Origin of the sequence: Marisediminicola senii (genome assembly GCF_011057645.1) — a bacterium.
In the GTDB taxonomy this organism is placed as follows: domain Bacteria; phylum Actinomycetota; class Actinomycetes; order Actinomycetales; family Microbacteriaceae; genus Marisediminicola; species Marisediminicola senii.
Genome location: NZ_JAALGE010000016.1, coordinates 42,907 through 54,020 on the forward strand (window position 1 = coordinate 42,907; position 11,114 = coordinate 54,020).

The window sequence follows — 11,114 nt, forward strand, 5'->3', positions numbered from 1 at the left end:
CGGCCAGTGCGATTCGTAGCAGCGCTGTGCCGTGCTGCCTGCAGCGCTGCGCCGTGCTGCCTTCCGCGCGTCGAGCGCCGCTACGTGCCCAGCGCGATCGCCGACCACGACACGGGAGGCAGCGTGACGGTGACGGTGTCGCCGTCGATGCCCACCGAGTCGAGGTCCCTGAGGCCCACGCGCTCCTGGTCGGCCATGGTGTTCTTGGCGTAGTTGTCGTCGTCGTGCAGGGTGACGGCCTCGGTGATCGAGGTGAGCCCGAGACCCGCGACGCTGACGGTGACCTCGATCGCCTCGGTGAGGTGGCGGTTGACCAGGAAGAGCGCGCCGGTGGCGGCATCCCGGTCGACGGTCGCAACCGCATCGACGAGGGGTGCGGCGCCGTAGACCGCGGTGTCGTAGCTCGGCACGTCGATGCGCGGGCGCAGTACCTCGCCGCGCGCGAGGCGCGAGGTCACCGAGAACGGAAAGAACGTGGTCTGGCGCCAGGCGTCGCCGCCGGGCTCGGTCATGATCGGGGCGATCACGTTGACCAGCTGAGCGAGCGACGCCGACGCGACGCGGTCGTGGTTCTTGAGCAGGGTGATGAGCAGGTTGCCCAGCACCACGGCGTCGGCGACCGAGTAGACGTCTTCGAGCTGGCGGGGCGCGAACACCCAGTCGTCGTTGACCTCCTGCGAGGCCTGGTGCTCGTCGAGGTACCAGATGTTCCACTCGTCGAACGAGAGCTTCATCGTCTTGTCGCTGTGCAGCTTGTGCTTCACGTGGTCGGCGGTCGCGACGACGGTCTCGATGAAGTACTGCATGTCGTGCGACGAGGCGAGGAACGACCCCAGGTCGCCCTTTCGCTCCTGGTAGTAGGCGTGGCACGAGATGTAGTCGACGTGCTCGTAGCCGTGCTCGAGCACGGTGCGCTCCCAGTCGCCGAAGGTGGGCATGTTCGAGCCGGACGACCCGCAGACGACCAGCTCGAGCGTGCGGTCGGCGGCCTTCATCGCCTGCGCGGTGCGCGCGGCGAGCTTGCCGTAGTCCTCCGCCGTCATGTACCCGGTCTGCCACGGGCCGTCCATCTCGTCGCCGAGGCACCACATGCGGATGTCGTGGGGTTCGGGGCTTCCGTTCGCGATGCGCTGGTCGCTGAGCGCGGTGCCAGAGGGGTGATTGGCGTATTCGAGGATGTCGAGGGCAGCATCGATGCCCCGGGTGCCGAGGTTGACCGCCATCATCAGCTCGGAGCCGGTGAGCTTGCACCAGCGTGCGAATTCGTCGAGGCCGACCTGGTTGCTCTCGAGCGAGTGCCAGGCGAGGTCGCGGCGCACCGGGCGCGTCTCGCGCGGGCCGACGCCGTCTTCCCAGCGGTAGCCGGAGACGAAGTTTCCACCGGGGTAGCGGATCGTCGACGACCCCAGTTCCTTCACCAGATCGACGACGTCGAGGCGAAAGCCGTCGGCGTTCGCCGTGGGGTGCCCCGGTTCGTAGATACCGTCGTAGACGCACCGGCCGAGGTGCTCGACGAACGAGCCGAAGATGCGACGGTCGATCGGGGCGACGACGGCAGCAGGGTCGACGGTGATGGTGGCGGTGATAGTCACGCGAGCGGTTCCTTCGTTTACGACGATGTAGCGAACTGTTACATCGTGTCGTGTTGCGGAGTCGCGGTCAATTTCGGATGCCGCGGTGCGCGAGCAGACTGCGTCGAAACACCTCGTCAGCGGCATCCATCCGGGCCCGTGCCGCGACGAACCCGTCGGGCCGCACCAGGTACAGCGTGTCGTCGTCGAATGGGCGGTGAGCGGGATAGCCGTGCGCGTCGAGCCCCAGCGATGCGGCCGTGTTTCGGGCCGTCTTCGCAAGAGTTTCGGACCCGTAGGTGTGCACCTGCCAGGTCGCGCTGCGCAGCGCCGCAAAATTCGCGCCCGTCCAGCGCAGCCTGCGCCCGACGATCGGGTCACGCCGACGACGGCGCCGACGCCGGTCGCCGGACCGCCCAACACCCTCCCCCGGCATCGCGTAGTGGATGCGCAGCTGCCCGAGGTACTCGAATGCCCTGGTGCCCGCTGGTGTGCGCGGAACGATACCCGCAACCACCGGCACGACTACCGCAATGGCCATGCGGGCGAGGCGGGGCAGCAGCCGGGGCGACGTGATCAGCCCGAACGCGCGGTCGGTCGTGCCGATGAGGCGCTCGGCGACCGGCCGGCGTTCCCGCTCGTACGCGTCGAGCGACGACTCGGTCGCCGTGCCCCGTACCACCTCGGCGAGCTTCATCGCCAGGTTGTGGGCATCCTGCAGTCCGGTGTTCATGCCCTGCGCACCGACCGGGGAGTGCACGTGCGCGGCGTCACCCGCGAGCAGCACTGGCCCCCGGCGGAACGATGCGGCGACGCGATGGTGTACCCGGTACTGCGAGAACCACCGCGATCCGCCCCACTCCACGCCGAACGTCGTCCCCACGCCCCGGCGCACGGCGGCCTCCACGTCCCCGGCCGGCGCATCCGTCGGCATACCGGATAGCCCGAGCAGTCGGGCGTCGCCCCGCGACCCCATCGGGAATGCCAGGAGAAAGCGACGCCGGCCGAGCCGCAGGTTCACCGCCCCCTCGACGAGCCCCCGCACTGCAGTCGCGTCGCACACGAAGAAGACCTGGCTGCTGCTCGACCCGTCGAAGTGGATGCCGCTGAGCCGCCGCACCGCGGAGCCACTGCCGTCTGCCCCCACCACGAACCGCGCCCCGATCGTGATCGCGTCGCCCCCGGCCGCCCCGGGTCGCCGCGCCGACGCGACCGTGCTCGCCGACGTCCCCGCCGCCTCGCCGTGGTGCACCTCGAGCCCCTCGAGCGCGTGCTGCCAGAGCACCTCCCCGCCGTGCGAACGTAGGGTCTCGTAGAGGATGCGCTCGTTCTCGCTCTGCTCGAGCACGTGCAGCCCGGGGTATGGCGTGACCGCGGCACCCGGCCGACCGATGTGCACGGCGGCGAGCACGCGGCGTTCCCACCCTGGCGCGACCTGCCGAACGCGGACACTCGCCGCGCGCACGGCGGCGACGATGCCGAGCTGGTCGTAGAGCTCGAGTGAGCGTGCCTGCAGCACGAGCGCCCGCGATTCGCGCGTCGGCCCGCCCTTGCGGTCGACGACGATGACGTCGACCCCGAGTCGGCGCAGCCAGGTGGCGAGCATCAACCCGGTGGGTCCGGCCCCGACGACCAGAACCTCGGCCTGCAGGTCGGTGGGTGGCAGGTTCTCCGTGGCCATGGCCCGACACCTCCACTCCCGCGATGGCGCCGAGCCTAGACCCGCCGGAGCCGCGCGGGGCGCGACCGGGTCAGCGAATCTCGACCCTCGCCAGCTCGAGCCGCGCGCGGATCACGGCGATGGCATCGGCGCTCTCGTCGACCAGCACGAAACGGCGGCCGAGTTCCGCTGCCGCCGCGCCCGTGGTGCCGCTTCCGGCGAAGAAGTCGAGCACCCAGTCGCCCTCGCGCGTGGAGGCCTGGATCATCCGCCGCAGGATGCCCTTGGGCTTCTGGGTCGGGTATCCGGTCTTCTCCCTGCCGGTGGGGCTCACGATGGTGTGCCACCAGACGTCGGTCGGCAGCTTTCCGCGTTCGACCTGCTCGGGCGTCACGAGGCCGGGCGCCATGTACGGCTCGCGATCCACCGCGGTCGAGTCGAAGTGGTAGCGGGCGGGATCCTTCACGTAGACGAGGATCGTGTCGTGCTTGGCCGGCCACTTGCTCTTCGACTTGGCCCCGTAGTCGTAGGCCCAGATGATCTCGTTGAGAAAGCATTCGCGGCCGAACAGGGCGTCGAGCAGCACCTTGGCGTAGTGCGCCTCCCGGTAGTCGAGGTGCAGGTAGAGCGTGCCGTCGTCGGCGAGCAGCCGCCACGCCTCGGCGAGCCGCGGCTCGAGAAAGCTCCAATAGTCCTCGAAGTCGTCGTCGTAGCTCATCAGGTCACCCCGGATGCGCTCGTACTGCTGGCCCTTGAACCCGCGGATCGGGCCGGTGACGCTGCGCACGCTGGTGGTGGACTGCCGCCGCTGGCTGCGGCCGGTGTTGAACGGCGGATCGAGGTAGACCAGGCGGAAGGCGCCACCCGGCAGCTGGGCGACCACCTCGAGGTTGTCGCCGTGCACGACCAGGTTCGGCGACGATGGGCTCCACTCTGACGGCATGCTCCATTGTCTCGTGCCGTTGCCGACGCCGATTGCCGTCCGTACGCTGGAGCGATGTCCACCGATGTGCAGCACCTCGAATCGCAGAATCGCTACGTGCTGAACCGGGATGGCGAGCAGGTCGGGCTCACCGACTACCGGATCACCGGTGACGCCATCTACCTCACGCACACCGAGGTCGACCCGCGGCTCCGCGGCCGGGGGCTCGGCGCCGAGATGGTGCAAGGCGTGCTCGACCAGATCAAGGCCGACACCGGGTACCGCGTCGTCGCGGCGTGCCCGTTCGTACGGTCATGGCTCGACAGGCACCCTGAATACAGCGAACTCGAGCAACGTGGCCTCTAGAGCAGGCGCCCCGTCGGGCGCACCCTCGAAACGCCCGTAGATCGCGCCGTGGAACACCCCCAACTGCCGTTACCTGCTTCACAGGTAGTCCCAAGGCGGGGTACAGGTGAGCGGTCCTACGCTTTATCTGTACCGAGTCGGGGATGCCCCAACGCTTGCTCCACAGGCCTCCTGTCGCGTCACCGACACCACACATGACGCCGTCAATGGAGCGCGAAAATGATTCCCGAAGAACTGACCCAGGGCCAGTACGACACCGTCTACAACTTCCTCTCACTGGTGATCGCCTCGCAGCTGTTCACCGCGTTGTTCCTGATCATCGCGTTACCCCGAATACTTCCGCGCTACCGGCAGGCGATCACGGTCGCCGCTGTCGTCTGTGGCATCGCCGCCTACCACTACTTCCGTATCTTCGACTCGTTCACGGAGGCATTCGTCTCCGACGCGGCGGGCGGCGCAGGACCGTACGTTCAGGCCGTCGGCGCCTCGTTCAATGAGGGCTACCGCTACGTCGACTGGCTTCTCACCGTTCCACTGCTGCTTGTCGAATTGATCGCCGTCATGGCCCTCTCGCGCAAGGTGCAGTCCGGACTCCTGATGCGCCTGATCCCCGCGTCGGCGCTCATGATCATCCTCGGCTACCCCGGTGAGATCAGCGACGACAACGCAATTCGCGGCCTGTTCGGTGCACTGTCGACGATCCCGTTCCTCTACATCCTGTTCGTGCTGTTCGTGCAGCTGACCAAGACGCTCGACACCCAGCCTGCGAACGTGCGCAAGACCCTCGGAAACCTGCGGTTCCTGCTGCTGCTCGCCTGGGGCGTGTACCCGATCGCCTACCTCCTGCCCCTGCTCAACGTCGACGGAGCCAATGCCTGGGTCGGCATGCAGATCGGCTACTCGGTCGCCGATATCGTCGCCAAGGCCGTCTACGCGCTGATCATCTTCCAGGTGGCACGCATGAAATCGTTCGCCGACGACGACACCTTCGCGGCGATCGAGATGTCTCACGACGAGCTCACTACCACCGACACGTCGGGTCACAGCAGTGCTCCCACGGCATCGCGCAAGGCACCCGCGCAGCGTCGGCGGTAGCCCGCCAGTGTAAGAAGACGAATGGATGCCGCGGCGCGACGCCGCGGCATCCATTCGTCTTTTCGCTCGAGAACGCGGCGCTACGGAACCCGCTGCAGCCACTCGTCGGTGCCGAACTTCTCGACCACGAGCTGCTCGGCCCGAGCGAGTTCCTCCGGGGTGACGTCACCCTCGACCGCGCCGTACAGCCCGGTGAAGGTCTTCTCCATCTGGGCGATGATGTCGGCCCGGCTGAGCCCGGTCTGGCTGCGCAGCGGGTCGACCCGCTTCGCCGCACTCTTGGTGCCCTTGTCGCTCATCTTCTCGCGGCCGATGCGCAGCACCTGCACCATCTTCTCGCCGTCCATGTCGTAGCTCATGGTGACGTGGTGCAGCACGGCCCCGGTGCCCAGGCGTTTCTGCGCGGCACCGCCGATCTTGCCGGTGGGGCTCGTGATGTCGTTGAGCGGCTGGTACGACGCGTCGATCCCGAGCGACTTGAGGGCCACGATGACCCACTCGTCGAGGAAGGCGTAGGAGTCGGCGAAGGTCATGCCCTGCACGAGGTCGGACGGCGCGTAGATCGAGTAGGTGATGACCGTGCCGGCCTCCATGAACATCGCGCCGCCGCCGCTGACCCTGCGCACGACGTCGAACCCGAACTGCTTCGCGCGCTCGGTGTCGACCTCGTTGCGCACCGACTGGAAGCTGCCGATGACGACGGCCGGGGCATCCCATTCCCAGATGCGGAGGGTGGGCACCCGTCGGCCGGCACCGACCTCCTCGGCGAGCACCTGGTCGAGCGCCATCTGCAGCACCGGCGGGTATGCGGTGCCGTGGATGAGCTGCCAGTCGTAGTCCCGCCAGCTCGTGGCGTGCGCGAGCGAGCGGCGGATCGCCACGGCGACACCCTCCGGCGTGATGCCGAGCATGAGCGTGTCGTCGGGCAGTGCCTTGCGGATGGCGCGCGCGATGCGCTGCGCGTCGCTGGTCTCGGGCAGCCCGTTCACTGCGGCGTTGATGACCTCGAGGGCGGAATCGGGCTCGAGGAAGAAGTCGCCGGCGAGCCGGAAGTTCGCGATCTTGCCGCCGACCACGTCGAGGTCGACGACCACGAGCTTGCCGCCCGGGATCTTGTATTCGCCGTGCATGGGGAGCCTTTCGTCGGCGGTGGGGGGTGGAGGTGGTGAGCCGTCGTGGTCAGTCGGCGGGGACGAACGCGCCGTGCCCGTGAGCCCGCATGCGTGCGCGGAGGCGGATGGCCGCGGCATCCAGTTCGAGCGAGCCGGCGGCCCGGTCGATGCCGGACGGGTGGAATTCGCGTGGCGACCACGACGGCCAGACGTGGATGTGCAGGTGCGGCACCATGTAGCCCTCGATCATGAGCCCCGCCCGGTCGCTCTGCCACTCGTCGCGCTGCGCCTCGCCGACCTTGTGCGCGATCGACATCAGGTGCGCCATGGTCTTCTCGCCGACGTCGAGCCAGCGGTCGACCTCCTGCCGGGGAACCACGAGGGTGTGCCCCGGTGAGCGCGGTTCGATGGTCAGGAACGCCACGGCGGTGTCGTCCTGCCAGATGAACCGGCCGGGCAACTCGCCGCGCATGATGCGCGTGAAGACCGAGGGCATGGACTCAGCCAACGCTGCCCACTCGGACCGCGATCTCGGCCAGCCGGCCGGCGTTCTCGAGTTCGAGGTACCCGGCGATCGCATCGTGCACGAGGCGGCAGGCCTCGCTCGCCGACGTGCGGTCGTCGACCGCGATGCTGACCGCGATCCGGAGCCCCTCGGCGGACTCGGTGACCGCCACGACGTCGATCGTCGGCTCCTTGCGCAGTACCAGGTCGGTGGTGCGATTGAGCAGGCTGAGCACCAGCGGGGCCGAGGAGTACACCTTCGTCACCCCGGGCACGGCCTGCACCAGCGCGGTCAGGTCGTGCGACATGGTGCCCGTGTCGACGCTCATTCCGCGACCTCTTCCGGTGATGACCGCACATGGTGCACGTCGTGGATGGTCACGTCGATCGAGGTGAAGTTGAGCTCGGTGTGGCGCAGCAGCTCGGTGTAGATCGCTTCGCGAACGCGGGCGACGATCTCGGGAATGCGCTCCCCGAAGAACACCGACGCGTCGATGCGCACCCCGATAGCCTCGCCTGGCACGGTGACGTCGCCGTCGAGCCGGCAGCGGCCGATCAGGATGCCGCCCACCGAGTCGCCGGCAGCGCGGATGAGTCCGCGCACCGCACCCTCGGTGATGACGAGGCGCGCGGCGGGAGCGGAGTGCTGGATCGGGATGTCGCGACCGGCGTGTGCCTCGAGCTCGATGTTGTCGAGGATGCCAGACACCCAGCTGTCGTCGCGGGCAGGCTCGGCCGCGGCATCCGTCTCGACCAGGGTCTCCGACATGGCCCGCAGCCTGGCGAGGCCGGCGAGCGCGATCTGGCAGCCGGGCGACGAGTCGATGGCGGGATCGGCCGGCGTGCGGCCACGGTCGAGATAGTCGCTCAGCTCGTCGATCGAGTGGCCGTCGAGGCTCTTTCCGTCGAAGAGGGCGTCGAGGTCACCTGAGTCGGTCATCGCCAGTCCTCCATCTCCAGGATGAGTTTCTTGCGTGCCCTCGCGAGCAGCCCCCGCACCGTCGAAGTCGGGAGGTCCAGCTCCCTGGCGATGTCGTCGTAACTGTACCGGCCAATCTCGTGAAGCACCCAGCACTGCCGCTGCGCGGCCGGCAGGGTCGCGAGCACCGCCGACAGAGCTTCCTCGCGGGATTTCGCGACCGCGCGCTGCTCGGGGGACGCCTCGTCCGGCGCCTCTGGCTCGTGGTCGTCGATGTCGTCGTGGGTGCGGTTCGCCCTGATCAAGTCGATGCTCTTGTGGCTGACGATGCGCATCAGCCAGCTCTTGACCACGCTGCCGTCGTCGAGGGTGGGCAAACGCTTCCAGGCGGCGATGAACGCCTCCTGCACGATGTCGTCGCTGTCGGTCGACGAGCCGAGGATGCGGGTCGCGTATGCCCGCATCATGGGACCGTAACGCCGCACCAGCACCTCGAACGCGCGAACGTCACCGTCGGCGGCACGCCCGGCGAGGGTGCGGTCATCGGCGTCGTCGAGGGAGTACGACCCCCTCCGCTCCGACGGCGCCTTCACCCGGTTTCCCACTTTCTTTCGCCAATATCGTGACGAATCGGCATCACCCTACGACCTATTCATGACTACCACAGTCGCACCGCTCCAATCCTCGAGCGGTCACCCACCCAATCAAGGAGAAATCCCATGGCGAACACTTCCGCCTCCCCGGCTTCCGTCACCGGCACCACGCTTCCCGGCACCACGCAGACCGCCGACGGCAAGACCGTCATCAACGACGCCGTCGTTGCGAAGATCGTCGGCATCGCGGCGCGCGAGGTTCCCGGCGTGTTCGCCCTCGGTGGCGGCGCGGCCCGCGCCATCGGCGCGATCCGCGACGCCATCAACAGCAAGGACATGGCGCAGGGCATCAGCGTCGAGGTCGGCGAGACCCAGGTCGCCGTCGACGTGACCATCGTCGCCGAGTATCCGATCGCGCTGCAGGATGTCGCCGCCAAGGTTCGCGCGTCGGTCATCAGCGCCGTCGAGACCCTCGTCGGCATGGAGGTCACCGAGGTCAACGTGACCATCAACGACGTGCACCTTCCCACCGATGACGCCGCTGAGCAGGCAGAAGCCCGCGTACAGTGAGCGCCACCAGAACCGGCATGGTCGCCGGAGCGCTTCTCGCACTGACCTGGATCGTGTTCGGCTTCTGGGCATTCGTGTTCGTCGCCGTCGCGATGGCGATCGGTGCGGGCGTCGGTCGCATCATCGAGGGCAAGCTCGACCTTGCCGGAGTCGTCGACGCCGTACGAGGGAAGCGATCCTCCTCATGACCATGACCCCATCCACTCCCGACACCGCGGATCGCGGTCGCACCAGGATCGCCTCGCGCGCCCTCAACCGCGTCGTGTCCGCGGTCGCCGCAGACGCTCTCGGAGTGGATGCGTCGAAGGTCGACGTCGCGCTCACGGATCACCGCGGGGAGCTCGTGCTCTCGGTGGCGACGCCCGTGCGCGTGGTGCCGTTGCGTAGTATCCAGCGCAACCCCGAACTGGTCGGTCGCTCGGGCGGGACCCTCCTCGAGAGGTCCGCCCGCGCACAGGAGCAGATTCGCGGTCGCGTCAGCGACTTAACCGGCTACCGCATCGCGCGGGTCGCCGTTCGGCTGAAAGCCGCGGATATCCGACCAGAGAACCGCGTCTCGTGAGCGGCGCACAGTCGGCATACCGGCGGGTGAGCCGTCGCGAAACGCACTCTCCCCGGTCCGGTGCCGCGATCACGATCGCCGTGGTGCTCTCGCTCGCGGCGGCCTACGTGGTGACGGAGATCGTGCTGGACCTCATCGGCCAGCCGCCCCTGCTCACGACGATGACGGATGCCGCGGCATCCACCATCGCCCTCGACGAGTACCCGGCACCGATCGTCGCCGCAGCGGGCGCAGTCGTGACGCTCATCGGCCTCGCGCTGGTGATCCACGGCATCCGTCCGGGGCGCCGCCCCAAGCACCTCATCGATTCCGACCGCAGCGTGACCGTGGTCGATTACGAGGTCGTCGCGTCAGACCTGGCGCGCCACGCGGCCTTCGCGGGCGGCGTCGACCCGGACAACGTCGACGTGTCGGTGTCGAGGAGCCGTGCTGTCGTGCGGCTTACCCCGGCATCGGGCATTCCCGCGGACAAGTCCGCCGTCGAGGACGCGGTTCGCCGTCGCCTCGAGGCGCTCGCGCTGCGCGGCACGCTCCGCTCGCAGGTCATCGTCGGAGAGTCAGGAAAGGTGGGCGCATGAACAACACCAACCGTGCACTCAACCGCACCGTGGTCATCGTCACCGGCATCGTGCTGATGGCACTCGGTGCCGGCGCGATCGCGGTGGCGCTGCTGCCCGACGTGAGGTCGGCGTGGGGCGACACCGCCCCCGGCGTCTTCGACACCGTGACGGGCTGGTTCCGCGCGACGCCGATGGTCGACACCGGCAACAGCTGGATCTGGGTCGGCATCATCGCCGCGCTGGTTCTGGCCGTCGTGGCGGCCATCGTCTTCATGCTGCGGCAGGGCCACGGCCACACCGGCACCCTGCTGACCGACGACCCCACCGACCACGGAACGACCACCATCGACACCAAGGTGGCCGAGGACGCCGTACAGGAAGCCCTGGAGAACCGTCCAGAGCTGCTGTCGACACGCGTGTCGACCTACTCGGTGCGCGGAACGCCGATGCTCAAGGTGTCGGTCACCGCCCGTCGCGGGGTCTCGCCCCGCGAGGTCACCACGATGGTCGACGAGGTGCTCCACAACCTCGACGCGCTGCTCGGCGCGGAGATTCCCGCGCTGGTGCATATCAGCGGCGGGTTCAGGGCGCGCACGAAGGCTGCCGCACGGGTGTAGCGCAATCGGCCCGCCGCCCCGCCGCCCCGCCGCCCGGCCCAGTGTCAGGCGGCGGGGTGGCGC

The 11,114-nt window shown here is 68.5% G+C and carries 15 protein-coding genes; 7 read left to right on the forward strand and 8 right to left on the reverse strand.

Features of this window, described 5'->3' with window-relative positions:
• Positions 1-80: 80 nt before the first annotated feature.
• The 3 genes from arfA to G5S38_RS07480 all read right to left on the reverse strand — a co-directional run bounded on the left by arfA (position 81) and on the right by G5S38_RS07480 (position 4,174).
• Entirely contained in the window at positions 81-1,592 is a 1,512-nt protein-coding gene (gene arfA / locus G5S38_RS07470) for an arabinosylfuranosidase ArfA (RefSeq protein ID WP_328796441.1), read from the reverse strand.
• Positions 1,593-1,659: 67 nt separating this feature from the next.
• Entirely contained in the window at positions 1,660-3,252 is a 1,593-nt protein-coding gene (locus G5S38_RS07475; RefSeq protein WP_165066685.1) for an FAD-dependent monooxygenase, read from the reverse strand.
• 70 nt (positions 3,253-3,322) lie between these two features.
• Positions 3,323-4,174 carry a DNA-methyltransferase gene (locus G5S38_RS07480; RefSeq protein WP_165066688.1) on the reverse strand — a complete coding sequence of 284 codons (852 nt, stop codon included), beginning with the start codon at positions 4,172-4,174 and terminating at the stop codon, positions 3,323-3,325.
• Positions 4,175-4,228: 54 nt separating this feature from the next.
• On the opposite strand from G5S38_RS07480, the gene G5S38_RS07485 reads away from it, so the two are divergent.
• Together G5S38_RS07485 and G5S38_RS07490 are read left to right on the forward strand one after the other, a co-directional pair.
• Positions 4,229-4,519 (forward strand): GNAT family N-acetyltransferase, encoded by a 291-nt coding sequence (locus tag G5S38_RS07485; RefSeq protein ID WP_165066691.1) that lies wholly within the window; start codon positions 4,229-4,231, stop codon positions 4,517-4,519.
• A 219-nt stretch (positions 4,520-4,738) separates the two neighbouring features.
• Positions 4,739-5,614 carry a bacteriorhodopsin-like gene (locus G5S38_RS07490; protein WP_165066694.1) on the forward strand — a complete coding sequence of 292 codons (876 nt, stop codon included), beginning with the start codon at positions 4,739-4,741 and terminating at the stop codon, positions 5,612-5,614.
• Between the two features lie 80 nt (positions 5,615-5,694).
• Here G5S38_RS07490 and G5S38_RS07495 read toward each other — a convergent pair whose 3' ends face one another.
• The 5 genes from G5S38_RS07495 to G5S38_RS07515 are packed head-to-tail and all read right to left on the reverse strand — an operon-like array spanning position 5,695 to position 8,742.
• Positions 5,695-6,744, reverse strand: coding sequence for a lipoate--protein ligase family protein (locus G5S38_RS07495; protein WP_165066697.1), 1,050 nt, complete (start codon positions 6,742-6,744; stop codon positions 5,695-5,697).
• Positions 6,745-6,793: 49 nt separating this feature from the next.
• Positions 6,794-7,222: an HIT family protein gene (locus tag G5S38_RS07500; protein WP_165066700.1), complete on the reverse strand. Its 429-nt coding sequence runs from the start codon at positions 7,220-7,222 to the stop codon at positions 6,794-6,796.
• A 4-nt stretch (positions 7,223-7,226) separates the two neighbouring features.
• Positions 7,227-7,559, reverse strand: a complete 333-nt coding sequence (locus tag G5S38_RS07505) for a hypothetical protein (protein WP_165066703.1) — start codon at positions 7,557-7,559, stop codon at positions 7,227-7,229.
• Entirely contained in the window at positions 7,556-8,170 is a 615-nt protein-coding gene (locus G5S38_RS07510; protein ID WP_165066706.1) for an Asp23/Gls24 family envelope stress response protein, read from the reverse strand. Before G5S38_RS07510 ends, G5S38_RS07505 begins: the two co-directional genes overlap by 4 nt.
• A complete protein-coding gene (locus tag G5S38_RS07515) occupies positions 8,167-8,742 on the reverse strand; it encodes an RNA polymerase sigma factor (RefSeq protein ID WP_165066709.1) in 576 nt (191 codons plus the stop codon). Before G5S38_RS07515 ends, G5S38_RS07510 begins: the two co-directional genes overlap by 4 nt.
• 126 nt (positions 8,743-8,868) lie before the next feature.
• On the opposite strand from G5S38_RS07515, the gene G5S38_RS07520 reads away from it, so the two are divergent.
• From G5S38_RS07520 to G5S38_RS07540, 5 genes are read left to right on the forward strand one after another with little or no spacing between them, the layout of a single operon-like run.
• Positions 8,869-9,312: an Asp23/Gls24 family envelope stress response protein gene (locus tag G5S38_RS07520; RefSeq protein ID WP_165066713.1), complete on the forward strand. Its 444-nt coding sequence runs from the start codon at positions 8,869-8,871 to the stop codon at positions 9,310-9,312.
• Complete coding sequence (locus G5S38_RS07525; protein ID WP_165066716.1) at positions 9,309-9,500, forward strand: DUF2273 domain-containing protein; 192 nt, start codon at positions 9,309-9,311, stop codon at positions 9,498-9,500. The genes G5S38_RS07520 and G5S38_RS07525 overlap by 4 nt, the downstream gene beginning before the upstream one ends.
• Positions 9,497-9,874, forward strand: a complete 378-nt coding sequence (locus G5S38_RS07530) for a hypothetical protein (protein ID WP_165066719.1) — start codon at positions 9,497-9,499, stop codon at positions 9,872-9,874. The genes G5S38_RS07525 and G5S38_RS07530 overlap by 4 nt, the downstream gene beginning before the upstream one ends.
• A complete protein-coding gene (locus tag G5S38_RS07535; RefSeq protein ID WP_165066722.1) occupies positions 9,871-10,452 on the forward strand; it encodes an Asp23/Gls24 family envelope stress response protein in 582 nt (193 codons plus the stop codon). Before G5S38_RS07530 ends, G5S38_RS07535 begins: the two co-directional genes overlap by 4 nt.
• Positions 10,449-11,051: an Asp23/Gls24 family envelope stress response protein gene (locus G5S38_RS07540; protein WP_165066725.1), complete on the forward strand. Its 603-nt coding sequence runs from the start codon at positions 10,449-10,451 to the stop codon at positions 11,049-11,051. The genes G5S38_RS07535 and G5S38_RS07540 overlap by 4 nt, the downstream gene beginning before the upstream one ends.
• Positions 11,052-11,114 lie beyond the last annotated feature (63 nt).

What these genes read in the sequence shown, in the direction of transcription:
- G5S38_RS07475 (WP_165066685.1), bottom strand. Translation starts at nt 3,252, where the DNA reads ATGGCCACGGAGAACCTGCCACCCACCGACCTGCAGGCCGAGGTTCTG.
- G5S38_RS07480 (WP_165066688.1), bottom strand. Translation starts at nt 4,174, where the DNA reads ATGCCGTCAGAGTGGAGCCCATCGTCGCCGAACCTGGTCGTGCACGGC.
- G5S38_RS07485 (WP_165066691.1), top strand. Translation starts at nt 4,229, where the DNA reads ATGTCCACCGATGTGCAGCACCTCGAATCGCAGAATCGCTACGTGCTG.
- G5S38_RS07490 (WP_165066694.1), top strand. Translation starts at nt 4,739, where the DNA reads ATGATTCCCGAAGAACTGACCCAGGGCCAGTACGACACCGTCTACAAC.
- G5S38_RS07495 (WP_165066697.1), bottom strand. Translation starts at nt 6,744, where the DNA reads ATGCACGGCGAATACAAGATCCCGGGCGGCAAGCTCGTGGTCGTCGAC.
- G5S38_RS07500 (WP_165066700.1), bottom strand. Translation starts at nt 7,222, where the DNA reads ATGCCCTCGGTCTTCACGCGCATCATGCGCGGCGAGTTGCCCGGCCGG.
- G5S38_RS07505 (WP_165066703.1), bottom strand. Translation starts at nt 7,559, where the DNA reads ATGAGCGTCGACACGGGCACCATGTCGCACGACCTGACCGCGCTGGTG.
- G5S38_RS07510 (WP_165066706.1), bottom strand. Translation starts at nt 8,170, where the DNA reads ATGACCGACTCAGGTGACCTCGACGCCCTCTTCGACGGAAAGAGCCTC.
- G5S38_RS07520 (WP_165066713.1), top strand. Translation starts at nt 8,869, where the DNA reads ATGGCGAACACTTCCGCCTCCCCGGCTTCCGTCACCGGCACCACGCTT.
- G5S38_RS07530 (WP_165066719.1), top strand. Translation starts at nt 9,497, where the DNA reads ATGACCATGACCCCATCCACTCCCGACACCGCGGATCGCGGTCGCACC.
- G5S38_RS07540 (WP_165066725.1), top strand. Translation starts at nt 10,449, where the DNA reads ATGAACAACACCAACCGTGCACTCAACCGCACCGTGGTCATCGTCACC.